This is a genomic window from Halobaculum marinum, assembly GCF_029338555.1.
In the GTDB taxonomy this organism is placed as follows: Archaea; Halobacteriota; Halobacteria; order Halobacteriales; family Haloferacaceae; genus Halobaculum; species Halobaculum marinum.
This window is the reverse complement of sequence record NZ_CP119989.1, coordinates 1,688,458-1,712,910: the sequence shown is the minus strand read 5'-3', so window position 1 is coordinate 1,712,910 and position 24,453 is coordinate 1,688,458. Positions and strand designations below refer to the sequence as shown.

Below are 24,453 nucleotides of genomic sequence, written 5' to 3'. Positions count from 1 at the left end.
CGTCGTCAGTCGTCCAGGTCGGTGAGGATAGCGCCGACCGCGTCGATTCGAGCGGGGTCGTACCCGGTGAGGTCGTAGCGGTTCGCGGCGACGGTGTCGCCCCACACGCCGAGCGCACCGAGTTTCACCAGCGCCTGCAGCGCCGCACCGAGCGTCCGGGGCGACGTCTCGGTGTCGGACAGCGACGCGTGCACCTGCTTCGACTGCGGGTAGGTCATGTCGACGGCGGCGAGGCCGCGGCGGGCGTCGCGCCAGTGGCGCCGCAGGTAGCCGAAGTTCGTCGGGTCGGCCTCGCGGAGGTGCGACACGAGGTGCGCGGCGATGGCCCGGTCGGCGTCGTCGTCTGCCCCGGGCAGTCGCCGCGCGAGCGCCGAGAGGACGTCGCCCTCGCCGGTGGCGCGCGCGTGAAACTCGACGCCGAACTCCGCCGCGAGGTCGACGAGGTCGTCGACGGTCGCCATCGGGTCGGCGTCCGCGGGGAGGAGCGCCCCGAGGTCGTCGACGACGACCGACCCGGTGGGGCCGTCGACCGCCTCCGACAGCACCGCCCGCAGGTACTCGATGGGGTCGGCGACCGGCGCCTCCGTCGTCGCCAACACGACCCCGCCGTCGATTCGGCGTCCCCCGGGCGTCGCCGACGCGGCGCCGCCACGCACGGTGTCGTCAACGCTCACCAAGTACGACGTAGACGGCGCGCCCGCGCCAGCCGCGTGCACCGCTCTGTGCCACTCGTCGACGGACCCGTCCGCGATCAACGCGACGTGATCGCCCCCAGCGAGCGCCGCCGCGTCCGCGAGCGAGGCGGTGTCGGCGTGCAGGGCGCCGATCGGTTGCTCGATCCCCGTGGTATCCATGTCGAACACACGTGAACGTCGATCGGAGATAAATTTACTGGCGAGTCTATCGCAAGTGATGACGGTGTTTTGCCCCTCCGGCACGTAGCCGACGCCGATGCCAGGGAGGAGCGACCCGACGCGCCCCGTCGAGGCGGTGCAGAACGCGGCCGTCGAGCACGCGCTGACCGCCGGCGAGTCGCGTCGGGCGTTGGCGCTGGCGGGCGCGCTCGACCCGCTGCGAGCCGCCGCGGGCGACGACCCCGCCTTGACAGCCCTGTCGACGACGCTGACCGCGTGGCTCGGACTGCGCGAGCGCGACCCCAACTTCGGCGCGGTCCCCCCGTCGCCACCGACACCCGACCCCGCCGCGGAGCAGATTGCGTCCGGCGAGGAGGGGTCGCCGCACCCGCCCGCGGTGGTCGGAGCGGCGGTCGCCTGTGAGCGGTTCGACGTGTCACCTCCCCGAGCGGCGGCGCTCGCAGGGTGCTCGCGGGCGGCCGTCGACCGGGCGCTCGCCGACCGGGAGCGAACGACCCCCGATCGCTGAACCGACCGCGAGCGGGCGGTCGCTGAGACACCCGGCTTTATAACCCGTCGGTTTATAAAGGGAGGTAGAGGATCGACGACGCATGACGGACCCGGCAGAATCCATCGAGATTCAGAACGTTGTAGCATCGACGGGGATTGGGCAGGAGCTCGACCTCGAAGCGTTGGCGGAGGACCTCCCGGGTGCGGACTTCAACCCGGACAACTTCCCCGGGCTGGTCTACCGGACGCAGGAGCCGAAGGCGGCGGCACTCATCTTCCGCTCGGGCAAGATCGTCTGCACCGGTGCCAAGAGCATCGACGACGTGCACGACGCGCTCGGGATCATCTTCGAGAAGCTCCGCGGCCTGAAGATTCCCGTGGAGGACGACCCGGACATCACCGTCCAGAACATCGTCTCCTCGGCGGACCTGGGCCACCAGCTCAACCTCAACGCCCTCGCGATCGGGCTGGGCCTCGAGGACGTCGAGTACGAACCCGAGCAGTTCCCCGGCCTCGTCTACCGCATGGACGAGCCCGACGTGGTCATTCTGCTGTTCGGCTCTGGGAAGATCGTGATCACCGGCGGCAAGCGCACCGACGACGCCGAAGAAGCAGTCGAGGAGATCGTCGACCGCATCGAAGCGCTCGGCCTGCTCGGGTAGGCCCGGCGTTCTCTCGTTTCGGCGCCCGTTCGACATCCGTGAGCGCCGCCAGTAGGGGACTCCTCCTGTGCCCCACCGTGGCATGGGTGACACTACCGGGGAAACAGGTATATACTCTGAACACGGATCCGCGAGCATAGTGGCTTCCCGACAGGGCACCGCTGACGCCGCCTCGGCGTCGGCGCACACCGGTCGCGGCGGCGTGCACACGAACACCCGGGCTCGGACCCGTTCGCCCGACACCCCGAAACGGGGGGGAGACGTCTCTGCCCCTCCCGAACGAGACCCGGGGCTGTATGCACAGACAGACCACTTCAGACACCGCCTGCGACAGCAGGGCCGCTACATCACCCTCCCAGTCGTCGGCGAGGCGATTCGAGCAGGTCAACTCCGCTGGAACTCCACCGACGGGTGGCGGTTCGCGCTCGTCCGCGACGGCGTCCGCTTCGTCGTCGTGCTCGGCGACACCCACACTCCCTCCCCGGTGCTCGTCACCGGGTGGACTGAGGTCGCCGACTGGGACGCGGCGATGACGTCCGAGCGCTGGAGCGAGGCGGACGTCCACACCATCCAACTTCGCGCGGACCTCTCCGAACACAAAGAGCGGCAGATCCCGGGTCGGATCCGCCCGCGCGTCGTCACGCGCCCGTTCGAGGTCGGCGGCCACCGCGTCCGCACGGGCGCGGGCGACGGCCACGTCGAGTGCGTCGACTGCGGCGCCCGGTTCCGCTCGAAGCGAGAGCTGTGTGAGTTGTCCTGCGGCGACCGGTAACCCGACCCGACACCGTTCGGCGCCGTTCACTACCGTTCTGCGCCTCTCACTACCGCTCGGCGGCGTCAACGGGCGACGTCACGACGGAGCCGTCTTCGACGACGTACACGCCCCACCAGCCGTCGACGTCGCCGTCGAGCATGTGCTCCGGGACCAGCGGCGCGGCCACGGGTGCGAACCCGCCCGCCCGCATCGCCTTGATCCCCGGGAACGTGTCGACGGGACGCCCGAGGAAGTCGCGCACGCGAATCTGCTTGTCGTCGTCGCGCTCGTACGCGTACGGGAACGTCGCGCGCGGCGGACAGTTCAGGTCGCCGACGCCGTCGAGCGCGCCGAGCGTCTCACCGTCGGCGGCCTCCAACACCAGTCTGAACGTCTCCCCCTCCCCGGTCTCTCGCCAGACGACTCGGTCTCCAGACGGGACCGCCGCGTAGCCGCCCTCGGCGAGCGGGACGCGGTCAGGGCCGTCGAAGAAGACGCGCCGCCCTCGGTCGTCGGCGCTCGCCACCCCGAGCGGCGGACCGAGCAGCGCCGCCACCGCGTCGGCCGTCTCGCGGTCGTCGACGACGAACAGGGTCGCCCGGTCGTGGTTGCGGTTGGTCCACAGGCGAGACAGCACCGTCGTCGGGTCCGCGTTCGCGATCGGATCGATCGCGGTGTCGCGGGGGCGACCGAAGGGCGCGTCGGCGCCGTCTCGCGGCGTCGCCAGTCCCGGCGGCTCCGCGCCGCTGTCGGGTCGCGTCACGTCGTACCCGCGAGCGCGCACGGCGGCCGCGCCGGCGTCGAGGAGCCGCTGACTCATCACCGACGGTTGGTCGCGAGGAGGGAAGTCGCTTGCGCGGGGGAGGTGTCCACTCCGTGTCGGTGAGGGAACCCAGTTCGAACGCGGTGCCTTTACGCGGCGGCGACCTACCCCGCCCGATGACGGACGACGACGGCGATGCGACGGGCGTCGACGACGCGTCGGCGACCGACCGGGACGCCGAGGCGCTCACGATCGACAACTTCTACGACGCCGTCGAGGCGGCGGCGCGACCGGTGTTGACGGCCACGCAGGTCGCCCGCGAGACAGACCGGACGCAGGCTGCGGCCAGCGACCAGCTCGACGCACTGGCCGACGAGGGGAGCGTCGAACGCGTCGACGTTGAGGCGGACCCGGTCGTCTACTACCCGAGTTCGTGGGGGGACCTCGCCGAACGCGAGCGAGTCGTCATGTTCCCCACGCGCCGTCAGATCGTCGTCGACCAGCCGACGCAGTACACGCGGGCGATGCTGGCGGACTTCGCACACCTCGTCGACTCTACGGGGACCGAACCGGGGACGCGCGGCTACCTCTACGAGATCCGGCAGGAGGATATCTGGGCGGCGCCGTTCGAGGAGTTCTCGCAGTTGCTCGCGCGGATGCGGTCGGTGCTCCCGCGGCGGTCGCCGCACCTGGAGGAGTGGGTCGAGAACCAGTGGAAGCGCGCGCGGCAGTTCCGCCTGCGAACGCACGAGGACGGCTACGTGGTCCTCGAAGCCGACCGCGAGGAGTTGATGGGCAACGTCGCCCGCCAGAAGCTCGACCCGACCGTGTTGCAGGCGGACCTCTCCGATACGGAGTCGTGGGTGAACGAACACGAGATCGGTCACGTGAAGCGCGTGCTGTACGAGGCGGGCTACCCCGTCGTCGACGAGCGCGAACTGGAGTCGGGTGACCCGCTGGACGTGGAACTGGAGGCCGACCTCCGTGCGTACCAAACAGACTGGGTCGACCGATTCACCGAACAGCGCGCGGGCGTGTTCGTCGCGCCACCGGGGTCGGGCAAGACGGTCGCCGCGCTCGGCGTGCTCGCGGCCGTCGGCGGCGAGACGCTGATCCTCGTCCCCTCGCGCGAACTCGCCGGGCAGTGGAAGGCGGAGATCCTCGCCCACACGAACCTCGACGAGTCGCAGATCGGCGAGTACCACGGCGGGGAGAAGGAGATCCGACCCGTGACCATCGCCACCTACCAGACCGCCGGGATGGATCGCCACCGCTCGCTGTTCGACTCGCGCGAGTGGGGGCTGATCGTGTACGACGAGTGCCACCACATCCCCTCGCCAGTGTTCCGCCGCTCGGCGGACCTCCAGAGCAAACACCGACTCGGACTGTCCGCGACGCCGATCCGTGAGGACGACAACGAAGAGGAGATCTTCACGCTCATCGGCCCGCCCATCGGGACCGACTGGGGCGCGCTGTTCGACGCCGGGTTCGTGCAGGAACCGGAGGTCGAGATCCGGTACGTGCCGTGGCGCGACGACGAAGCACAGAACGAATGGGCCAACGCCGACGGCCGCGACCGCCACATCGCGGCGGCGAAGAACCCCGCGAAGGCCGACGAGGTGCGCCGTCTGCGCGACCAGCACGGCGACGCGAAGGCCCTCGTGTTCGTCGACTACCTCGACCAAGGCGAGGCGCTCGCGGCGGATCTGGGCGTCCCCTTCGTCTCCGGGGAGACGCGCCACCACGTCCGCCAGCGCCTGTTCGAGGAGTTCCGACAGGGCGAGCGCCGGACGCTCGTCGTCTCGCGCATCGCCGACGAGGGTATCGACCTGCCGAACGCCGAGTTAGCCGTCGTCGCTTCGGGACTCGGTGGAAGTCGACGCCAGGGCGCTCAGCGCGCCGGACGGACGATGCGCCCTGCGGGGTCGGCGCTCGTGTACGTGCTCGCGACGCGCGGCACCAGCGAGGAGGACTTCGCGCAGCGGCAGATGAACCACCTCGCCGAGAAGGGGATCCGCGTCCACGAGCGGACCGTCGAGTAGGGTCCGGTCCGCGCCGTCGACTCACTTGTCCGCCAGCGGCGCGTCGGCGAACCGCGCGTCGCAGTCGGCACACTCGACGACAGGATCTTTCTCGTCGTCGGTCGTGAACGCGAGTTGGTCGCTCTCGCAGTCGGGGCACGGGGCAGGGGTGTGCTCGGCGTCGCAGTCGGGACACACGAACGACAGTCCGTCGGCGGTGTCGAGTCGGAGCGAGTTCGTCCCGCAGTCGGGACACGTCGCCGGGACGCGAACGTCGTCGCTGTCGCGGGGGGCGCCGAGCGCGAGGGCGACGAGCGGGTCGTCGCCGGCGTTCTCCCCCGTCTGGAACTCACCGGGCGCGAATCGGACGGCCTCGCCCGCCTCGACGCGCACGTCGCCGTCGAGCGTCTCGAACCGTGCGACGCCCGCGACGACGACGAACACCTCCTCTTGGTCGGCGTGGGCGTGCAATCCGCTCGGAAAGCCGTCGCCTGACGGCAGCCGATACCAGTTGACGGAGACGTGGTCTGTCGCGAGTCGGTCGGTCAGTCGAACGACCGACTCGTCGGCGTCGCCGAACGCGGCCCGGTTCATCCCTCGTCGTCGAACGACGGCTCAGCCCACTGCTCGTCCTCGTCGACCGGGTCGATGGCGTGGGCGATCTGGGCGCCCGAGAAGTCCACGTCGTGCAGCGCCATGTTGAGTCGTTGCCAGCGCGCGCTCAGGTCGTCTTCGCCCTCGGGGCCGACGCGGGCGCCGTGGGTCTTGAAGAACTCGGCGCCGCGGCCGAGGCGACTCCCCTCACCGGTGTGTTTGTCGAAGGCGACGTCGTACTCGCCGCCCGGTTCGAACTCGCCGACGGGGAAGTCGGCGGCCGGTTCCGTGTCGGTCTCGTCCGCCTCCGCACGCGCCGCCGCGGCGTTGCGGAAGAACTCGTCGGCGTTCGGACCCTCTCGCGACGACGTGGCGCGAGCGCACGCCAGCGCCGCGTGGATCGCACAGAGACGCCCGCGCCACTCGTTCGGCTCCCACCGCTCGGTCGCGAGCGTCTCGTAGCGCTCGACCAGCAGGGCGACGTCTTGGCCGGCGCGCAGGTCCTCGACGACGTACAGGTGGAGGCGCTCCCAGAGGTTCCACGCGAACCCCGAGCGCGCCAGTTCCCACGCGGCCCACGCCGCAACCTCCTCGTCCGAGCGCCGAACCGCCTTCTGGAGCAGGCTCGACACCGCATAGCGGTTGTACCCGCCGTCTGTCTCGTCGGCGGCCTTCGGGTCGCCGAAGTCGTTCGTGTCGTCGGCGTCGGGGGATCGCTCGGAGATCTCACCGTCGGCGCCGAACGTCATCTGTCGGCTCTCGTCGTCGCCCATGGCGTCCGCCGTGTTCGCGCCGCGTGCGATAAACCCCGCGACGGAACCATGGTTCGTACTACCGAACTGCTCCCGAATGGGAACCCTTAAGTCCGAATCGGCGGGTATCTGTGAGTGTATCCGGGTTTAGCTCAGCCTGGTAGAGCAGCCGACTGTAGATCGGCTTGCCCCCCGTTCAAATCGGGGAACCCGGACTTTCTCGTCGAACATCGCGAACCCATCGAGCCGTGAGGGAAGCGACCGTTCCGCCGCGCTCCGATCTCGTATATAACCGTTTTCACGAGTTGTCGAGTCGACAGGGTTCTATTTCGGTTAATGAGTGTCTGTACAGACCCACTAATCGTGAGCAACAACCTCACGCGCCGCCGCGTCCTCGCGGGCGGCGCAACGGCCCTCCTTGCATCGATCGCCGGCTGTAGCGGCGCCACGCCGTTCGTCGGCAAGCGCACCGAACGCACCGAGACCGTCGCGCTCGACGGCGCCGAGCGCCTGGCCGTCCAGACGGATCTGGGCGACGTGACCATTCGGACCGCCGACCGCGAGGACATCGACGTCCACATCGTGAAGCAGGCCAGTTCGGTCACGGCCGACATCACGGACCTTGCCTTCCGGGTCGAGCGCTCGGGCGACGAACTCCTCTTCAGGTCGGAGTTCACCGGCGACACCGAGTTACTCGGCGGTCGGCCGTCGATGTCGCTCGACGTGACAGTCCCCGAGGCGCTGCCGGTGTCGTCGGTTCAGAGCCAGGTCGGCGACCTGGACGTCGAGGACGTCGTCGGCGACCTCGACGCCGAGACGAACACCGGCGACGTGCGTGTCCGCCGCGTCGCGGGCGCGGTCCGCGCGACCGCCTCGACCGGCGACGTCGTCGTCGACCGCCCCGAGGCGCTGGCCGGCGCGACGACGTCCACCGGCCACGTGACGGTGGACGTGCCAGCTATCGACGACGACACGAGGGTCGAGTCAGAGACCGGCGACGTCGCGGCGGCCGTCGGCAGGGATGTCGACGCGGTGCTTCGCGCTCGAACCAGCACCGGCGACGTCTCCGTCTCGGGGCTGTCGCTGTCGGATTCGACACGGACCGACGACCTCGTGACCGGCACCCTCGGCGAGGGCGGCCCGACCCTCGACATCGAGACCGACACCGGCGACGTGTCGGTTTCGGCGCTGAACTGAGACGCTTCCCCGCTTCGGCCCGCTGCCGTCCTCTCCTTCCCCGTCTTCTCCTCCCCTGTCCGCTGCTCACCCGACCATCTTCAGTCGCCCCGCTCGCCTCGTTCACCTCCCTGCGGTACGTCTCCCGGTGACTCTCCTAAGGCGACGGAGCCGTGTCGGGTGGTCGGTCGGTTGCTGACCCGGATTCGCTGGAGCGACCACCGGACAGCGAGGACAGCGACGGCGGGGGATCGTGAGTGGAGGACGACGAGGTGTCGGGGGTGAGAGCGGAGAGAAGGAGGGCGGCTGTGGAGGGTGCACACGTCAGCGGGGTCCGTCCGGATGAGGGCGTGTGGCGGGAAGCGTCAGCGGGGGACTACGGGGAGGGGGTCGAACTCCGGATGTCGATCTACTGGCGTCGATCCTCAGGCGTCGGTCGTCTCGTCCGGGTCGTCGCCCGAGGGACCGTCGACGAGCGTCGTCGTGACGACCGCCGAGACACGCCCGAGGAGGTTCGCCGCGTACAGCGTGAGGGCGCCCACGACGACGCCAGCGCCCGCGGCGACGAGCGCACGGCTGAGCGTGTCGATCCGATAGACGCCGAGTCGGTAGTCGATCCGGAGGAACTCGTCGTACGCCAGCGGCGCAGCGAGCAGGCCCCACGTGAGCGAGACCCCGGTCGTCAACACGACGAGCGCGACGATGCCGAGCACCATCCGCCAGCAGAGGTACAGCAGTCCGGTCCACGTCTCGCGGGCGAGCACGAGTTCCTTGCAGAACGCGACGACGCCGCGGTCGCGGGAGGGGAACCACGGCGACACCTCGACGTCGAGCAGGCGGCCCGTCAGCGTCGCGTCCGCCCAGACGACGGCGACCGCCAACAGCAGTGTGGTGAGCACCGCGAGGGGCGCCAGCACCGTGACGCTCAGGCCCACCGACAGGCCCCCGGCGAGCGAGAACACGATCAGGTATGCGAACCCGACTGGGACTGCCAGCAGGAGGTACAAGAAGCTACGATACGTGAGGGGGTCGAGTGGCGCGCTTGCGAACGAGGCCAACGCGTCTCTGGAGTCTGCGGTCGTCATGCGACGATCGTCACTCCGTCACGGTCGACCGTATAACCGGGCAGCCGCCTGTTCGCCTGACGGACCGTCGAAGGATACAAGTACGAGGTCCCGCGCTCGGGGTCAGGTGCCGTCGAGCGAGTACACCAGCGCAAGCAGACCGGCGACGTTCGCACACAGCACCGCCAGCAGCGTCGTCGCGTCGTCGAGACCGGCCAGCGGCGCGAGTCCGTAGCTGATGCAGAAGGGTGCGACGGCGACGAACGCGATTCCGACGGCGAGATACCGCATCATCGCGCTGTTGTGGCGGCGGTAGCCCTGGTAGGCAACCGCCGTGACGGCGATGCCGGCCAGCGCCGTCGCGGCGGCGGTCACGAACAGCACGGTCGCGGCGTCAACGACGGTCATAGATCACCCCAAGCACGAGCAGGAGTCCGAGCAGTTGACAGCCGGTCACCGCCAGCGAGCGGAGTGTCGGGTCCGTCTTTGGGAGGTTGGACAGCACGAGTCGGAGCAGGATGGGCACCGTCGTCACCAACACGAGCCCCACGCCGAGCAGCAGCCTGGGCCGGCCGCCGCTGTCCCGATAGCCGTCGTACAGGCGTCGCGCGAGATACAACGACAGCACCGTCGCGACGAACAACGCCGCGAAGACGAGCAGCACCACCGTCGGCGACCCGCCGGTGGCGGTCTGGAGCGGCATCGCGAGCGCGGCGTGGGTGGGGAACGGGCCGGTCATTTGAACCCCTCGTACAGTCGCGTGAAGCGGTCGGCCGCGTCCGGTTCGGGGCGGTCGATCGATATCTCGAAGCCGTTCTCCGACAGTTCGAGGTGGACCGCCTCGACGCTGGCGCGGTAAGTCTTGTAGTGGTGGCCGCCCGGGTCGAGTTGCTGTTCGTCCTCGATGAGGTCGGCGTCCCGGAGCCGCTGGATCCGGCGGTACACCGTCGAGGAGTCCGCGTCGCACGCCTCGCTCAGCGTCTCGACGGACTTCGTGTCGCCGTAGGTCTCGCGGAGGATCGTCCTGGCGTAGTCGTCGCCGAGGAGGTCGACGATACCGTCTCCGTCGTCCTCGGCCATCGTCACGGCAGTCTCCACGCCTCACGAAAAACGTCCCGACTCGACTCTCCATAGCGACACATCGGCCCAGACTTCCGGACCGCCCCTGATACGTCCAGAGCCACGATTGCAGCCTCCACAGAGCGACCCGAACGTTTATGATCGCCGCTCGGACAGGTCCGGACACATGTCCCTCACCGCGAGCGTTCGGGTCCGTCGCGGACTCCGGTCGTTTCTCGCGTCGCCGTTCCGCCGGCAGACGTATCTCAACCTCCTGTACCTCTCGCTCGCGGTCCCGCTGGGGTTCGCCTACTTCCTCCTTTTGGCGATAGGCGTTCCGCTCGGGCTCGGCTTGGTGTTCGTCGTCATCGGGATCCCTGTGCTCGCGCTGTTGGTCGCCGTCTCGCTCGGCCTCGCGGACGTCGAACGACGGCTCACGAGCGCCCTCCTCGGCGTGGACATCGAACACCGACGCCCGGCATCGCCCGACGAGTCGTGGCGCGAGCGCCTCACCGAGGTCGTCACCGACCGCGGCACTTGGACCGCGCTCGTCTACCTGCCGAGCAAGTTCCTCCTCGGGTTGGCGTCGTTCACTGTGATCACGAGCACGTTGACGACCGGCGTCAGCCTGCTGTTGGTGCCGCTCTACTACGACCAGCCCGGCCTGTACGTCGGCGTTGTGACCGACCGTCCGGTCGAACTCCACCCGGCGCTGTACTTCGGTTGGAACCGCCTGCTCGTCGGCTACGAAACGGTGTTCCGGCTGGAGGCGTGGCGGGTCACGACCCTCGGCGAGGCGCTCATCGTCGCGGGCTTCGGAGTCCTCGTGATCCTCGTCGGCTTCCAACTGCTGAACTGGCTGGCCCGGCTCTCGGGGTGGTACGCGCGAGTCATGCTCGGGGGGACGTACGACGTGGTCGGGACTGCTCGCCGCGCGGTTCGGCGCGGTACCGGTGGCGCCTGACCAGCAGCACCTGACCGGCAGCAGCGCTGTGGACTGTTCTCCCGAATCGCGGTCGCCTTCTGTGCCGCCAGCCACTACTCGTCCGGAGAAAATCCCCCGAAAGGGATTACAGTTCGACGCTGCTGCGGCCGTCGACGGAGTCGGGGACGGTGAGGTACACCGTCACGCGCGCGCCGTCGCGGGTGTTGATCACGAGTCGAGCCTCCTGTCCCGCGTCGAGTCGGTCGGGCCCGGCGGAGCCGGCGGCACCGAGCGCGATGTCGATGCTGAACCGGTCGTCGGGCGTGTCGAGCACGGGGTCGGAGTTCACGGCCTTGATCGGCGTCGTACCGAACGAGTAGCCGGGTTCGCTCGCATTCTCGTGGGTGAGCGTGTGCGTCCCTGCCGGGCCGATCCACGAGACCGTCGCGTTGCGAAGGTCGATGGATGCGGCGCCCGGCGCCTGGGTCACCGTCACGTTCACCGCGTCGACAGTTCCGTCTGCGATACCGTCAGCGCTGCCGTCCGGGTTGACGTTCCCGGTGGCGACGACGACCTGCAGCCGGTCGGACACCTGGGCGACAGACCGCTCGCCCGTGTCCGCCGCTTTCGACTGCAGGAAGCCGGCGGTGTTGACCAGGACGCCCGCGGCGATCGCTGCCACGAGCACCATCGCGATGAACACGATGAGCGTCCCGATCCCCACCTGCCCGCGTTCGTCGTCAGCGGATGAGTGTTGACGGTTCATAGTGACCCCCGGCTGCACGACACAGACCGAGGTGGCGCGGATCCTCTCCGAGTGACATAAAGTCCTGTCGTTGAATTATCACTAACGATACTGCTCGTCGGCTCGTCCGCCTCGCGGCGACGCCCGCGAGGAGGACCTGTGGTCGCTCACCGGTCGGATCTGTCTCCCCAGATGCGCTTGTCCGGCACGAGCGCGACGGTCATCGCCTCCTCGACCGTCACCTGACACGACAGCCGCGGGTAGCCGAACCGCTCAGCGAGTCGGTCGTGCCAGTGGGTCGCGTCCGGCCCGGCGACGATACGGACGCCGCAGGTCGCACAGAGCCCCCGACCGCCGCAGTTGAGTCGCTCCGTCGCGCTCGCGTACGGTGACAGATCGATATCGGCCGCCGTGGCTCGGTCGGCGGCCAAGAGCGCGTCTCTGAGTGGCACCCCCGACGCGACTCGCACCGTCACCTCTCCGTCGGCGTGTCGCACGCGGACCGGAATCCCGGCGTCGCCGTCACTGTCGGGTGCGTCCTCGGTCATACGTCTCCGTCGACGGCGACCGATAAATCCGTCACGGCGGCGCCGTCGGATCCGACGGTCGGCTCGCGAGTGAACAGAGCCATATACCCGCCAGGGTATTCCTCGGGTATGACTGAAGGAGCCCTCGAAGAACACACACGTCGCGGTGCGCTCGACGACGACGCCGTCGCCGAGCGGTTGGCCGACGCCGGCGAGCGTGCCCTCGTCGTGGGTGGCGACCGTCCCATCCGGATCTCGGCGGGCCACCGCCTCCTCCGACACGACGGAAAGTGCAGCCGCCCCCACGGCCACAACTACGAGGTGGCCGTCCGGATCGCGGGCGAACTCGGCCCCGAGGGGTGGGTCGTCGACAAGGGGGAGGTGACCGCCGTGATCGACGAGTGGGACCACCGCTTCCTCGTCGAGGCCGGCGACCCGCTCGTCGAGGGGTTCGAGGCGTCCGGCGACGCCGACGCGCTCGTTGTACTCGACGCGCCGCCGACGGCCGAGGTGATGAGCGTCGTGCTGGAGGAGAAGCTCGCCGAGCGGCTCCCCGACCGCGTCTCCGACGTGTCCGTCGATGTCGCGGAGACGAGCGAGTTGTGTGCCGGCGGGGTCTGAACCGTGCCCGTCACCAGCGAGGTCGACCGCCCGGAGACGGCGCCCGACGGCCCCGCGCTCCCCGTCAACGAACTGTTCGCCTCGCTCCAAGGAGAGGGCGTGCTCGCGGGCGTGCCGAGCACGTTCGTCCGCACGAGCGGCTGTAACCTCCGGTGTTGGTTCTGTGACTCCTACCACACGTCGTGGGAACCGACACACGCGTGGATGGCGGTCGACGATGTCGTCGCCGCGGTCGCGGAGCGCGACCCCGACCACGTCGTCCTCACGGGCGGCGAGCCTACGATCCACGAGGAGAGCTTCGAGTTGCTCCGTCGCCTCGGCGACGACTACCACCTGACCGTCGAGACGAACGGCACGGTCGTCCCCCCCGAGGGGACGCCGGTCGACCTCGCGAGCATCAGCCCGAAACTCGCCTCGTCGACGCCGACGGCCGAGCGACCGCCGGCGGGCGCCGACGGCGAGGCTCCCCCTGCCGACTCGGGGGAGTGGGCCGCCAGACACGAGGCGAATCGTATCGACATCGACGCGTTGGCGACGCTGGTCGAGCGCTACGAGAGTCAACTGAAGTTCGTCGTCACCGGCCGCGAGGATATGGCCGAAATCGTCGACCTCGTCGAGCGCGTCCGCGAGGCGGCGAGCGTCGCCGTCCCCGACGAGGAGGTGCTGCTCATGCCCGAGGGACAGACCCGCGACCAGTTGGCCGACACCCGCACCGCCGTCGCGGAGTTGGCCGCCGAGTACGGCTTCCGGTACACGCCGCGCATCCACGTCGACCTGTGGAACGACGCCCCTGAGACCTGAGATGACAGACACGACACCCACCGAGTCCGCCGACCCGACCGCATCGACCGAGGACCACGAGAACGCCGCCACCGACAGCGGGAACGCCGCCGTCGACAGCGACGCCAGCCACACCGCCCGCACCGACGGCGGCGAGCGTCCGGGCGCCGTCGTGCTCGTCTCCGGCGGGATGGACTCCGCGACGACGGCCTACGAGGCCCGCGAGCGCGGCTACGACCTCCACTTCCTGCACACCTCTTACGGCCAGACCACCGAGTCGAAGGAGTACGCCTGCGCGGAGGCGCTCCGCGAGGAGTTGGCCGTCGACGACTTCCTCCACATCGAGACGGACCACCTCGCCCGCATCGGCGCCTCGTCGCTCACGGACGACTCGATGGCCGTCGCTGACGCCGACATGGACGACGACAGCGACGAGATTCCGAGTTCGTACGTGCCGTTCCGCAACGCGAACCTCCTCTCGATGGCCGTCTCGTACGCGGAGGCCAACGACTGTGAGGCCGTGTTCGTCGGCGCCCACTCGGAGGACTACGCCGGCTACCCCGACTGCCGCCCGGAGTTCTTCGCGGCGTTCGAGGCGATGGTCGACGTGGGGACCAAGCCGGAGACGAGCATCGACGTGGTCGTGCCGTTCGTCGAGGACTCCAAGACCGACATCGCCGAACGCGGCACCGAACTCGGCGTGCCCTACGACCTGACGTGGAGTTGCTACCGTGAGGAGGCGCCCGCCTGCGGCACTTGCGACTCTTGCGCCTTCCGCCTCCAGGCGTTCCAGCGCCTCGGCATCGAGGACCCCATCGAGTACGAGGAGCGCCCCGACTACACCGGCGAGGCCGCCCCCGGAAGCCAAGCGTAGGCGACCACCGCACCGCACCCACGCGAGCCTTCTTCACCGATCACGCGACCACCACCCGCGTGCCGCCGTGATCTGACCCTCACCCGCGAGCGTCCAGCGGTCGCGCGACGCACCGCTCGCGGCCCAGGTCCTCTCCGTTCGTCGAGGCGTCGAGCGTCGCCAGTTCGCTATCCCGAGTGCAGTCGCCGGAACCGCAAGCACTTCGGCCACAGTCGCGTAGCGGTCGGTGTGTCGACGCTCGCCGCCATCGACGCGCTGGAGGAGCGCGTGCCGCCGTTGGTCGGACTCGCCGTCGCGGTGTTCGCCGTCTCGACGAGTGCGATCCTCGTCGAGTGGAGCGGCGCACCGAGTCTGATCAAGGCGCTGTACCGCGTCGTGTTCACCATCGCGTTACTCCTCCCGCTCACGCTGGCGCGACCCGACGACCGCGCCGCATTCCGACGGATCGGTGCCCGCGACCTCGTCCTCGCGGGCGCCGCGGGCGTCGCGCTCGCGGTCCACTTCGGGTCGTGGTTCGAGAGCCTCCGGTGGACGAGTATCGCCGCGAGCGTGACGCTCGTCCAAGCCCAACCGCTGTTCGTGGTCGCCGGCGCGTGGGCGCTGCTCGACGAGCGGGTCGGCCCGCGGACGGTCGTCGGCATCGGCGTCGCGCTCGCGGGGATGGTGCTGATGAGCGTCGGCGACACGCTGCTGGGCGCAGGCGCGGCCATCGCGGGTCCCGCACCGCTGTACGGCAACGCACTCGCGGTGCTGGGCGCCGCAACGGCAGGGGCGTACGTGCTCGTCGGTCGGTCGGTTCGACAGCGACTGCCACTGCTCCCGTACGTCGTCGTCGTGTACACGACGTGCGCGCTCACACTCCTGGCGGCGGCGCTCGTCCGCGGCCACCCGCTGTTCGCCTACCCGGCGGAGGAGTGGCTGCTGTTCCTCGCGATGGCCGCGGGACCGGGGGTGTTCGGCCACACCGTGATCAACTGGGCGCTCGCGCACGTCGAGTCGAGCGTCGTGAGCGTCTCGCTGCTCGGGGAACCGGTCGGGAGCACGCTGCTGGCGGTGGTGCTGCTCGCGGAGGTCCCGTCGCCCATCACGGTCGTCGGCGGGGCGGTCGTTCTCGCCGGCGTGTTGGGGACGACGCGGGCGCGTGACGGCTGAGGGGGCGGTCGATGACTGGACCGAGCCAATCGGCTACTCCAGTCGCTTTCGCGTCTCGCGGTGGCGGTAGCGGAACATCGGCTCGAACCCGACCCACCCGAGCGGCGACGCCGCCTTCCCGAGCGGTCCGCCGGGGAGTTCGTACTCGACGCGGTCGTCGACGACGGTCGCGTCCTCGCCGGCGGCGTAGAAGCGGTGGGTGTGGCGCCACCTCGGGAACGGACCGTCCGCCATCGTGTCCAGGAAGTACGCCTCGCCGTCGGCCTCCTCGCGTTCCTCGATCACCGAGGTCCACGGCTGGCGGGGACCGACGCCGAACGGGCGCATGCTCATCTCGATCCGGGTGCCCGCTTCGAGGACGTCGGGGTCCCGTTCGCCGTTTGGGCCGGTGATCCGGTCGACTCGGAGGTTCATGAAGTCGGGCGTGAGCGCCTCGAGTCCGTCGATGCGCGAGTGGAACGCCCACACCTCGTCGAACGGCGCCGCGACTCGGACGCGGCGTCGGTACGTCGCCATACCCTACTGTGGGGCCGCGAGGTGAAACAGGCATCGGCGGCGGCGGTCGTCGTCACCGGGCGAGCGCGACCGTCGCGACGGCGCCGGCAGCGGCGCCGACGAGGAACGTCGGGTGGTGGAGGGCAAACAGCGCCAGCGGGACCGCGGCGGCGACGGCGAACGCAACCGCGAGGTTCGTCGGAGGGCGGTACTGGTCGTCGTGCCGGCGCGTGGCCGGCGTTCGGGGAGTCATCGTCCTGCGTGTGGTGTGTCGGTCGGTAGTCGATCGGGGGTACGTCACCCCTCGCCTCACACCTCACGTGAGTCACACTTGAACGTGAGCCAGCCGTGTCAACACACCCCTCGCGTTCCGGCGACACACGGGCGTATCGGTGGTTTTTACGACGACGCCCCCCGACTCGCCGCTCATGAGCGAGGACAACGAGGAGTTCCGCACCGAGTCCGACAGCCTCGGCGACATGCAGGTGCCCGCCGACGCCTACTGGGGCGCACAGACCCAGCGGGCAGTCGAGAACTTCCCCATCAGCGGCGTCACGTTCGGCCGCCGGTTCGTCCGCGCACTCGGCGTCGTCAAGAAGGCGGCCGCACAGGCCAACCGCGACCTCGGCCACTTGGAGGAGGACACCGCGGCGGCCATCGTCGAGGCCGCTGACGAGGTCATCGCCGGCGACCACGACGACCAGTTCCCCGTCGACGTGTTCCAGACCGGCTCCGGCACCTCCTCGAACATGAACGCCAACGAGGTTATCGCCAACCGTGCCGCCGAGATCACCGGCGCCGAGATCGGCGAGCGTGTCGTCCACCCGAACGACCACGTCAACTTCGGGCAGTCGAGCAACGACGTGATCCCGACGGCGATGCACGTCGCCGCGCTGGAGGCCGTCGAGAAGGACCTCATGCCCGCGCTGGAGGAACTCCACGCCGCCTTAGAGCAGAAGGAGGCCGAGTTCGACGGCGTCGTCAAGACCGGTCGGACCCACCTGCAGGACGCGACACCGGTCCGCCTCGGGCAGGAGTTCGGCGGCTACCGCGCGCAGGTCCAGAAGGGGATCAAGCGCGTCGGCGACGTGCGCTACCACCTCCGCGAGTTGGCGCTCGGCGGCACCGCCGTCGGGACCGGGCTCAACACCGACCCCGAGTTCCCCGAACTCGCCGCGGAGTACATCTCCGAGGAGACGAACACGCAGTTCCGCGAGGCCGACAACCACTTCGAGGCGCAGGCCGCCCACGACGCGATGGCCGAGGCCCACGGCGCGCTCCGCACGGTCGCGGGGAGCCTCAACAAGATCGCCAACGACCTCCGGCTGCTCGCCTCCGGCCCGCGCAACGGCCTCGGCGAGATCGAACAGCCCGAGAACCAGCCCGGGTCGTCGATCATGCCCGGCAAGATCAACCCCGTCGTCGCGGAGGCGGTGAACCAGGTCCACAAGCAGGTCGTCGGCAACGACGCCGCCGTCGCCGCGGGCGCCGCAGAGGGGCAGATCGACCTGAACCTGTACAAGCCGGTGCTGGCGCACAACTTCCTCCAGTCGGCGGAACTGCTCGCGAACGCCAGCGAGGTGTTCGGCGAGCGCTTCGTCGCGAAACTGGAGGCCAACGAGGAGTACGCCGCCGAGCGCGTCGAGCAGTCGATGGCGCTGGCGACGGCGCTCAACCCCGCCATCGGCTACGACAAGGCCAGCGAGGTCGCCAAGACGGCGCTCAAGGAGGGCAAGACCGTCCGCGAAGTCGTGTTGGAGAAGGGCTACCTCACCGAGGACGAGGCCGACGAGGTGCTCGACCCCGAGGCGATGACCCACCGCGGCATCCTCGGCGAGGAGTAGGCACGGCTCGTCCGGCGCGGGCGCCGTTCAGGTAGCGCCCTCTTCCAACCGCTCGTATCGCTCCGCGAAACTCGCCTCACAGGTCGGACAGCAGAAGTGGTACAGCGACCCGCCGACGCGGGAGGCGACGCCCTCGTTCGTGACGCTGTTGCCGCACTCGGCACACTCCAGGGCGAACTCCGTCGCGCGGACGCTCGGCGTCCAGTCGACGTCCGAGACGAGGTCGACGCTGTAGTCCTCCACGGCCTCGACACCGACGACGGCGGCGACCCAGTCGCCGACCGCGCGGCCTTCCACACGCGCGTACGCCACCACGTCGCTCTCGGCGGTCGTGAACACGTGCTCGACGGCCTCGCTCGCGCGCAGGGCGTCGCGGACCTCGCCGACGGCACCCGGCGCGAGTTCGAAGCGCACCAGGACGGGCGTCCCCGCCCGCAGCGTCGACCGATCCACGTCGATCGTGAACCGCCGGATCACGCCCGACTCCCGCAGTCGCGACACCCGATCCGACACGGCGGGCGCCGACAGATCGACCGCCTCGCCGATGTCGCTGTAGGAGCGCCGCCCGTCGTCGGCGAGCATCCGAAGGATCTCCATGTCCGTCTCGTCGAGGTCGCGCATCGTCGGACCGACGCAGTCGACCGGCATGAAGCTACCTCACAGATCCACCCCGAACGACACAATACCTACCGAAAACGAAGGCGTACCGACCGATTCGACCTCGACACCTGGAGAGAGCGGTTCCGAGACGGCGATCGCGAAACTCGGTTGGCGGATGCGATCGCGACACGATCGTGCTAGCACACATCATTGAGAATCGTGAGGATATCTGGTTGTACCCTCGACAGGTAGGCGGCCGTGATCGGAACACGTCGTCGGAATTCGGCCGGTCCGCCGACCAGCGACCGTTCACGTCGTGTTCGTGCTCGGATACATTCAACGTGCGGTCCCGATCCTCGGGTTTGCAACCTACCGAGCGGTAACGATTACGTTGTCGGGGTCTGCGCGGTCGTCGGAGCGTCGCCATCCACGGCGTCGACGCTCGTTCGCTTTCGATCGTTCGATCGGCCGTTTTCGCGCCGTAGCGACCCGTGAAAGACCGGTACGTTCAATTCCTCCCGCTCGAAGGAACGAATATGCCTCAGCTCACCGCGCGAGCGACCGGTCGAGACCTTCTGCGCTGCCGCCGATGCGGCGCGGAGTTCCCCGAGGGACAGGCGACGGAAGACGGCTGGCACTACACGTGTCCCGAGGAAGACTGCGAGGCGACCGGCATCGGCGAAGGGCTGAAACGCGTCGACTGAGCCGACGACCGCCACCGCGGGGCCGACCGGGTGCGTCGGGACCGCCCCCGACTCACACCCTTTTTCTCCCCGGCCACCGCACGTCCGCGCAATGACCGAGCAGTCGTTCGACCCCGAGGAACTCGGCCTCGTCGCGGGGCTGGAGATCCACCAGCAACTCGACACCGCGACGAAGCTGTTCTGTGACTCGCCCACGCGGCTCCGCGAGCCCGAGGAGGCGACGCGCACCGTCACCCGGTACCTCCACCCCACGAAGTCGGAGTTGGGTGAGATCGACGACGCCGCCTTAGAGGAGTCGCAGGTCGACCGCACGTTCGAGTACCTCGCGTACGACTCGACGTGCCTCGTCGAGGAGGACGACGAACCGCCCCACGAGATGGACGAGGAGGCGCTGACGGTGGCGATGCAGATCGCCGACCTGCTCGACATGGACGTGGTCGACCAGGCGCACGTGATGCGCAAGATCGTCATCGACGGCTCGAACACCTCAGGGTTCCAGCGCTCCACCCTGCTCGCACAGGAGGGAGAGATCCAGACGCCCGACGGGCCGGTCGGCGTCGAGGACCTCATGCTGGAGGAGGAGTCGGCAAAGCGCGTCGAGGAGACCGACGAGGGCGTCCGCTACTCGCTCGACCGCCTCGGTATCCCGCTGGTCGAGATCGGCACGAAGCCGGACATCTCCACCCCCCGCCAGGCCCGCGAAGCCGCCGAGCGCATCGGGATGCTCCTCCGCTCGACGGGGAAGGTGAAGCGCGGACTCGGTACCATCCGCCAGGACGTGAACGTCTCCATCGCGGAGGGCGCCCGCGTCGAGATCAAGGGCGTGCAGGCGCTCGACCAGATCGACGAGATCGTCGAGACGGAGGTCCGTCGCCAGAAGGAGTTGGTCGACATCGCCGCCGAACTCGACGAGCGCGACGCCGCGGTCGGCGAGCCGACGGACGTGACCGACGTGTTCGCCGACACCGAATCGGGCGTCATCGCGGGTGCGCTGAACTCGGGCGGGGAGGTCCACGCGGTCAGACTCGACGGCTTCGACGGCCTCGTCGGGAAAGAGATCGCACCCGACCGCCGCCTCGGCACCGAACTGTCCGACCACGCCAAGCGCCACGGCGCGGGGGGCATCTTCCACACGGACGAGTTGCCCGCCTACGGCGTCACCGAGGCTGAGGTCGAGGCGCTCCGCGAGGCCGTCGACGCCGAGGAGGGCGACGCGGTCGCACTCGTCGCCGACGACCCGGAGACCGCCGAGTTGGCCATCGACGCGGCCGCCGAGCGCGCCGTGGTCGCCATGGAGGGCGTCCCCGAGGAGACGCGCGGCGCGAACGACGACGGGACGACGCGGTACATGCGCCCGCTGCCCGGCGCGGCACGGCTGTACCCCGAGACGGACGTGCCGCCCGTCGAACCGGACCCCAGCGAAGTCGAGGCGCCGGAACTGCTCACCGAGAAGGTCGAGCGCTACCAAGCCGAGTTCGGTCTCGACGCCGGCCTCGCCGAGCAGGTGGCGTACGGCCGCCGGATGCCGCTGTTCGAGGCCGTGGTCGCCGACGGCATCGACCCGACGTTCGCGGCGACGACGCTGGAGTCGACGCTCACCGAACTCCGCCGCGACGACGTGCCCGTCGAGGCGCTCACCGACGACCACCTCCGCGACCTGTTCGCGCTCGTCGACTCGGGCGAGTTGGCGAAGGAGGGCGTCAACGACGTGCTCACGGTGCTCGCCGAGGAGCCGTCGCTAGCCGCCGAGGCCGCCGTCGAGGAGGCCGGTCTCTCCGGCGTCGACGAGGCCGAGGTGCGCGAGGCGGTCGCCGAAGTCGTCGAGCGAAACGCCGACCAGGTGGAGGCCGAGGGCATGGGGGCGTTCTCCGGCCTGATGGGCGAGGCGATGGGCGCGCTGCGCGGGAAGGCCGACGGCGAGGTCGTCAGCGACGTGCTCCGCGAGGAGATTCAGAAGCGAGCGTAACGACCGCGCGGACGACCTCCACAACCGCGTCGGTCGCCACCACGAAGCTACTTGTCGCTCCCACCGGAGGTACACGCCACCGAGATGGCAGGACACCGCTCCGACTCCACACCCGACGACGGTCACGACGGGTCCGACGACGTGCTCGCCGACCAGTTCTCGACCGACGAGGTGTACCAACGCGTCGTCGCCGACGCGGACCACGAGGTCACCTCCGGGACGCGAGAACTGTTCTTCAGCGCGCTGGCGGCGGGGTTCGCGATCACCGTCACCTTCCTGTTGTACGCGTCGGTGACGGCGACGACCGACACGAAGTTCGTCGGCGTCCTGTTGTACCCGCTGGGGTTCGTCTACATCATCATCGGCGGGTACCAACTCTACACCGAGAACACCCTCCCACCGGTGGCGCTGACGCTGGAGCGACTCGTGTCGATCCCGACGCTGTTCCGTCACTGGTTGATCGTACTCGCGGGGAACTTCGTCGGCGGCGGCCTCGGGGCCGTCGCGTTGGCGTACGGCGGCGTCTTCGATCCGGGGACCGCGGCGGTGGCGGCCGACTTCGCACGCAAGGGGATCGCCACCCCGGCGTCGGCGCTGTTCGTCAAAGCGGCGTTCGCCGGGCTGATCGTCGCGGGCGTCGTCTGGATCAACTTCGCGGTCCGGGACACCACGACGCGACTGCTCGTCGTCTACCTCGCGTTCCTCGCGATCCCGATGGGGAACCTCTACCACGTCGTCGTCTCGTTCACGGAAGTCGTCTACCTGGCGTTGACCGCGGGCGTGAACCCGGTCCCCGCGCTGGGTGGGTTCGTCCTCCCGGTGTTGTTGGGCAACACGCTCGGCGGCGTCGTGCTGGTGACGGTCGTCAACTACTACCAGACGTCCGACCGGCGCCTCCAGATCGACCGCTTCGACGACGTGCGTCGGCTGTCGCCGCGCGAGTGGCTGGTCGGCTCGTTGGCCGGCCGCTCGTACGTGCCCGTGATCGACACCGTCGAGGAGATCGTCCGCGACCCGGAGACGCACCGCGTCTTGGTGCCGATCGGGAACCCCCGGACGGAGTCGGGCGTCGTCGAACTGGCCTGCAAACTGGCCAGCTTCCACCAGAAGGGCAAAGTCCACGTCGTGCACGTCGTCCAGGCGCCGCGGCGGTGGTCCACCGACCCCGGCGACGACGAGCAGGCGCGCATCACGGCCGAGTCGAACCTGCTCTTGGAGGAGGCTCGCGCCATCGGTGAGCGACACGACGTCACCTTGGAGACGTCGACGGTCGTCACGCCGCGGTCGTTCGAGGAGGTGTTCACGCTCGCGCGCCGCACCAGCCCAGACCTCGTGTTGATGGACTGGGACCGGGAGGGGCTGTGGGGGTCGGCCCGCGCCGAGCGACCGCTGGACGAACTCGCCAACCGACTCCCGTGCGACTTCCTGATCGCCAGCGACCGTGGACTCGACCCCTCGCGGATCCTGTTGCCGACCGCCGGCGGGCCCGACTCCGACCTGACCGCCGAAGTCGCGCGGGCGCTCCAGGCGGTCGCCGGCGCCGAGGTCGAACTGCTCCACGTCGTCGCCGACGAGGCGGACGTGCCGGCGGGACGGGCGTTCCTCCGCGAGTGGGCCGCCGAGCACGACCTCACCGACGTGTCGATCACCGTCGAGTCAGGCGACGTGGAGGCGGCGATTGCCGCCGCCGCGACCGACAGCACGATGCTGTTCATGGGCGCGACCGAACAGGGACTGCTCTCGCGACTCGTCCGCGACTCGCTCCACTTAGACGTGATCAACGACGTGGAGTGTTCGGTCCTGCTGGCCGAGCGGCCGACGGAGCGCTCGCTGCGAGCGCGGCTGTTCGGGGCCCCCAACAGGGAGCGCCGGCCGGCACTGGCGTTCCGCGACGACACCGACACCGATCGGCCCGAGCCCACAGACCCCGCCACCCCCGCAGATCCCCCCGAGAAGTGACACCTCCGCGGTCGCGATCGCTGCCGCGTCGCGCCACGTCTCCGTTCGGCGCGGTCTGTGCTATCGATCGCCCAGCAGGTGTTCCGCCGCGCTCACCGCCGGGAGAGCCTGGCGAGCACCCACACGGTTAACCCCGCCAGCCACCGATCGGCGATCAGTGCCGCACCAGGAGGAGCTCTCGAACCCCTACGGGATGGACACCGACTGCCAGCACTGCCCCGCGCTGGTCGACTGTCGCGAGCGCGTCGTCCACGGCTACGGCGACGCCGAGGCGGAGGTGCTGTTCATCGGCGACGCGCCGACCGCCGGTGCCGAGCGTACCGGGGTGCCGTTCACGGGCGACGAGCGCGGCGAACGCGTCCAGCGGATCCTCGGCGAGTTGGGGCTTTCGCGGTCGCCGCCCGACGCCGCGGAACCGGACCTCCAGAACGTGTTCACCACCTACCTCACGCGCTGTCGCCACCCCGACCGCGGGCCGACCGACGAGGAGGTGCTGAACTGCGACGCCTTCCTCACGGCGGAGGTGCGGATGATCAACCCCGAGTTGATCGTCCCCGTCGGTCAGCGCGCGCTGGAGGCGCTCGCCATCGAGTACACGACTCGGGCGCCCGACACCTTCGACGCAGCGGCAGAACACGCGACGACCGTACGCGGTCGAGGGTTCGAACTGCTCCCGATGAAGGACCTCGCCGCCCTCACCGACGACGACGCCGACGCGTTCGTCGAGCACGTGCTGGAGAACGTCTTCTCGCGCGACTACCGACAGACGAAGGGGCGGCGGAGTCGCTGACCCGCCTCCTCACGGACGGTCTCTCTCGACACCCTACCAGTACGGCGTCTCCCACCGCGCGAGCGCCTCGCGACGGCCCCACGCGACGGCGGCGCCGACCGCGACGACGAGGAACGCGAGGGTTGCGAGCAGGCCGACGACGGAGATGCCCTCCGCGCCGACGCCGCCGACGAACAGCAGGCCGACCGCTGCGAGCGCGACCAGCATCGACGCGACCGATCCGAGACGAACGAGCGTCGCTGTGACTCCCATACCCCCCGTG

At 69.6% G+C, this 24,453-nt stretch carries 29 protein-coding genes and 1 tRNA gene; 16 read left to right on the top strand and 14 right to left on the bottom strand.

Going from position 1 to position 24,453, the window contains the following annotated elements:
• Positions 1-5: 5 nt before the first annotated feature.
• Complete coding sequence (locus tag P0R32_RS08855; RefSeq protein WP_276236591.1) at positions 6-854, bottom strand: hypothetical protein; 849 nt, start codon at positions 852-854, stop codon at positions 6-8.
• A 97-nt stretch (positions 855-951) separates the two neighbouring features.
• On the opposite strand from P0R32_RS08855, the gene P0R32_RS08850 reads away from it, so the two are divergent.
• The 3 genes from P0R32_RS08850 (at position 952) to P0R32_RS08840 (ending at position 2,798) form a co-directional block, all read left to right on the top strand.
• The gene (locus P0R32_RS08850; RefSeq protein WP_276236590.1) at positions 952-1,383 is read left to right on the top strand and encodes a hypothetical protein; all 432 of its coding nucleotides are present in this window, start codon (positions 952-954) and stop codon (positions 1,381-1,383) included.
• A gap of 82 nt (positions 1,384-1,465) precedes the next feature.
• A complete protein-coding gene (locus P0R32_RS08845) occupies positions 1,466-2,026 on the top strand; it encodes a TATA-box-binding protein (protein ID WP_222922387.1) in 561 nt (186 codons plus the stop codon).
• Between the two features lie 139 nt (positions 2,027-2,165).
• A complete protein-coding gene (locus P0R32_RS08840) occupies positions 2,166-2,798 on the top strand; it encodes a hypothetical protein (protein ID WP_276236589.1) in 633 nt (210 codons plus the stop codon).
• Positions 2,799-2,847: 49 nt separating this feature from the next.
• On the opposite strand, the gene P0R32_RS08835 is transcribed toward P0R32_RS08840, so the two are convergent.
• Positions 2,848-3,600 carry a hypothetical protein gene (locus tag P0R32_RS08835; RefSeq protein WP_276236588.1) on the bottom strand — a complete coding sequence of 251 codons (753 nt, stop codon included), beginning with the start codon at positions 3,598-3,600 and terminating at the stop codon, positions 2,848-2,850.
• A gap of 119 nt (positions 3,601-3,719) precedes the next feature.
• Here P0R32_RS08835 and P0R32_RS08830 point away from each other — a divergent pair, with 119 nt between their 5' ends.
• The gene (locus P0R32_RS08830; RefSeq protein ID WP_276236587.1) at positions 3,720-5,585 is read left to right on the top strand and encodes a DEAD/DEAH box helicase; all 1,866 of its coding nucleotides are present in this window, start codon (positions 3,720-3,722) and stop codon (positions 5,583-5,585) included.
• A 21-nt stretch (positions 5,586-5,606) separates the two neighbouring features.
• On the opposite strand, the gene P0R32_RS08825 is transcribed toward P0R32_RS08830, so the two are convergent.
• Both P0R32_RS08825 and P0R32_RS08820 read right to left on the bottom strand, forming a co-directional pair.
• Entirely contained in the window at positions 5,607-6,158 is a 552-nt protein-coding gene (locus P0R32_RS08825; protein ID WP_276236586.1) for a cupin domain-containing protein, read from the bottom strand.
• The gene (locus tag P0R32_RS08820; protein WP_276236585.1) at positions 6,155-6,931 is read right to left on the bottom strand and encodes a hypothetical protein; all 777 of its coding nucleotides are present in this window, start codon (positions 6,929-6,931) and stop codon (positions 6,155-6,157) included. Before P0R32_RS08820 ends, P0R32_RS08825 begins: the two co-directional genes overlap by 4 nt.
• Before the next feature lie 120 nt (positions 6,932-7,051).
• Here P0R32_RS08820 and P0R32_RS08815 point away from each other — a divergent pair.
• Positions 7,052-7,125: transfer RNA gene (locus P0R32_RS08815), tRNA-Tyr, on the top strand.
• 148 nt (positions 7,126-7,273) lie between these two features.
• Positions 7,274-8,107, top strand: coding sequence for a DUF4097 family beta strand repeat-containing protein (locus P0R32_RS08810; RefSeq protein ID WP_276236584.1), 834 nt, complete (start codon positions 7,274-7,276; stop codon positions 8,105-8,107).
• 404 nt (positions 8,108-8,511) lie between these two features.
• Here the strand turns inward: P0R32_RS08810 and P0R32_RS08805 are convergent, their stop codons facing one another.
• The 4 genes from P0R32_RS08805 to P0R32_RS08790 form a co-directional block, all read right to left on the bottom strand.
• Complete coding sequence (locus P0R32_RS08805) at positions 8,512-9,171, bottom strand: sensor domain-containing protein (RefSeq protein ID WP_276236583.1); 660 nt, start codon at positions 9,169-9,171, stop codon at positions 8,512-8,514.
• A gap of 102 nt (positions 9,172-9,273) precedes the next feature.
• Complete coding sequence (locus P0R32_RS08800; RefSeq protein WP_276236582.1) at positions 9,274-9,558, bottom strand: DUF7521 family protein; 285 nt, start codon at positions 9,556-9,558, stop codon at positions 9,274-9,276.
• A complete protein-coding gene (locus tag P0R32_RS08795) occupies positions 9,545-9,889 on the bottom strand; it encodes a hypothetical protein (RefSeq protein WP_276236581.1) in 345 nt (114 codons plus the stop codon). Before P0R32_RS08795 ends, P0R32_RS08800 begins: the two co-directional genes overlap by 14 nt.
• Positions 9,886-10,230, bottom strand: a complete 345-nt coding sequence (locus P0R32_RS08790) for a winged helix-turn-helix domain-containing protein (protein WP_276236580.1) — start codon at positions 10,228-10,230, stop codon at positions 9,886-9,888. Before P0R32_RS08790 ends, P0R32_RS08795 begins: the two co-directional genes overlap by 4 nt.
• 166 nt (positions 10,231-10,396) lie before the next feature.
• Here P0R32_RS08790 and P0R32_RS08785 point away from each other — a divergent pair, with 166 nt between their 5' ends.
• Entirely contained in the window at positions 10,397-11,173 is a 777-nt protein-coding gene (locus P0R32_RS08785; RefSeq protein ID WP_276236579.1) for a sensor domain-containing protein, read from the top strand.
• Positions 11,174-11,279: 106 nt separating this feature from the next.
• On the opposite strand, the gene P0R32_RS08780 is transcribed toward P0R32_RS08785, so the two are convergent.
• Positions 11,280-11,900 (bottom strand): flagellin, encoded by a 621-nt coding sequence (locus P0R32_RS08780; protein WP_276236578.1) that lies wholly within the window; start codon positions 11,898-11,900, stop codon positions 11,280-11,282.
• Positions 11,901-12,046: 146 nt separating this feature from the next.
• Positions 12,047-12,427, bottom strand: coding sequence for a 2Fe-2S iron-sulfur cluster binding domain-containing protein (locus tag P0R32_RS08775; protein WP_276236577.1), 381 nt, complete (start codon positions 12,425-12,427; stop codon positions 12,047-12,049).
• A gap of 108 nt (positions 12,428-12,535) precedes the next feature.
• Between P0R32_RS08775 and P0R32_RS08770 the strand changes: the two genes are divergently transcribed.
• The 4 genes from P0R32_RS08770 (at position 12,536) to P0R32_RS08755 (ending at position 15,833) form a co-directional block, all read left to right on the top strand.
• A complete protein-coding gene (locus P0R32_RS08770; RefSeq protein WP_276236576.1) occupies positions 12,536-13,027 on the top strand; it encodes a 6-pyruvoyl trahydropterin synthase family protein in 492 nt (163 codons plus the stop codon).
• 3 nt (positions 13,028-13,030) lie between these two features.
• On the top strand, positions 13,031-13,828 hold the full coding sequence (locus P0R32_RS08765; protein WP_276236575.1) for a 7-carboxy-7-deazaguanine synthase QueE: 798 nt from the start codon (positions 13,031-13,033) through the stop codon (positions 13,826-13,828).
• A gap of 169 nt (positions 13,829-13,997) precedes the next feature.
• Positions 13,998-14,681: a 7-cyano-7-deazaguanine synthase QueC gene (queC, locus tag P0R32_RS08760; protein ID WP_276239381.1), complete on the top strand. Its 684-nt coding sequence runs from the start codon at positions 13,998-14,000 to the stop codon at positions 14,679-14,681.
• Between the two features lie 228 nt (positions 14,682-14,909).
• Positions 14,910-15,833: a DMT family transporter gene (locus tag P0R32_RS08755; protein ID WP_276236574.1), complete on the top strand. Its 924-nt coding sequence runs from the start codon at positions 14,910-14,912 to the stop codon at positions 15,831-15,833.
• 33 nt (positions 15,834-15,866) lie between these two features.
• On the opposite strand, the gene P0R32_RS08750 is transcribed toward P0R32_RS08755, so the two are convergent.
• A complete protein-coding gene (locus P0R32_RS08750; RefSeq protein WP_276236573.1) occupies positions 15,867-16,349 on the bottom strand; it encodes an SRPBCC family protein in 483 nt (160 codons plus the stop codon).
• A 52-nt stretch (positions 16,350-16,401) separates the two neighbouring features.
• Positions 16,402-16,581 carry a hypothetical protein gene (locus tag P0R32_RS08745; RefSeq protein WP_276236572.1) on the bottom strand — a complete coding sequence of 60 codons (180 nt, stop codon included), beginning with the start codon at positions 16,579-16,581 and terminating at the stop codon, positions 16,402-16,404.
• Positions 16,582-16,756: 175 nt separating this feature from the next.
• Here P0R32_RS08745 and P0R32_RS08740 point away from each other — a divergent pair, with 175 nt between their 5' ends.
• Positions 16,757-18,172, top strand: coding sequence for a class II fumarate hydratase (locus tag P0R32_RS08740; protein WP_276236571.1), 1,416 nt, complete (start codon positions 16,757-16,759; stop codon positions 18,170-18,172).
• Positions 18,173-18,199: 27 nt separating this feature from the next.
• Here P0R32_RS08740 and P0R32_RS08735 read toward each other — a convergent pair whose 3' ends face one another.
• Positions 18,200-18,793: a winged helix-turn-helix transcriptional regulator gene (locus tag P0R32_RS08735; protein WP_276236570.1), complete on the bottom strand. Its 594-nt coding sequence runs from the start codon at positions 18,791-18,793 to the stop codon at positions 18,200-18,202.
• Positions 18,794-19,308: 515 nt separating this feature from the next.
• Here P0R32_RS08735 and P0R32_RS08730 point away from each other — a divergent pair.
• From P0R32_RS08730 to P0R32_RS08715, 4 genes are all read left to right on the top strand, one after another.
• Positions 19,309-19,476, top strand: coding sequence for an HVO_2901 family zinc finger protein (locus P0R32_RS08730; RefSeq protein WP_276236569.1), 168 nt, complete (start codon positions 19,309-19,311; stop codon positions 19,474-19,476).
• Between the two features lie 91 nt (positions 19,477-19,567).
• Positions 19,568-21,442, top strand: a complete 1,875-nt coding sequence (gene gatE / locus P0R32_RS08725; RefSeq protein WP_276236568.1) for a Glu-tRNA(Gln) amidotransferase subunit GatE — start codon at positions 19,568-19,570, stop codon at positions 21,440-21,442.
• 84 nt (positions 21,443-21,526) lie between these two features.
• Positions 21,527-23,401 carry a formate/nitrite transporter family protein gene (locus P0R32_RS08720; protein WP_276236567.1) on the top strand — a complete coding sequence of 625 codons (1,875 nt, stop codon included), beginning with the start codon at positions 21,527-21,529 and terminating at the stop codon, positions 23,399-23,401.
• 193 nt (positions 23,402-23,594) lie between these two features.
• The gene (locus tag P0R32_RS08715) at positions 23,595-24,191 is read left to right on the top strand and encodes a uracil-DNA glycosylase (protein ID WP_276239380.1); all 597 of its coding nucleotides are present in this window, start codon (positions 23,595-23,597) and stop codon (positions 24,189-24,191) included.
• Positions 24,192-24,224: 33 nt separating this feature from the next.
• Here P0R32_RS08715 and P0R32_RS08710 read toward each other — a convergent pair whose 3' ends face one another.
• Positions 24,225-24,443, bottom strand: coding sequence for a hypothetical protein (locus P0R32_RS08710; RefSeq protein WP_276236566.1), 219 nt, complete (start codon positions 24,441-24,443; stop codon positions 24,225-24,227).
• Between the last annotated feature and the right edge of the window lie 10 nt (positions 24,444-24,453).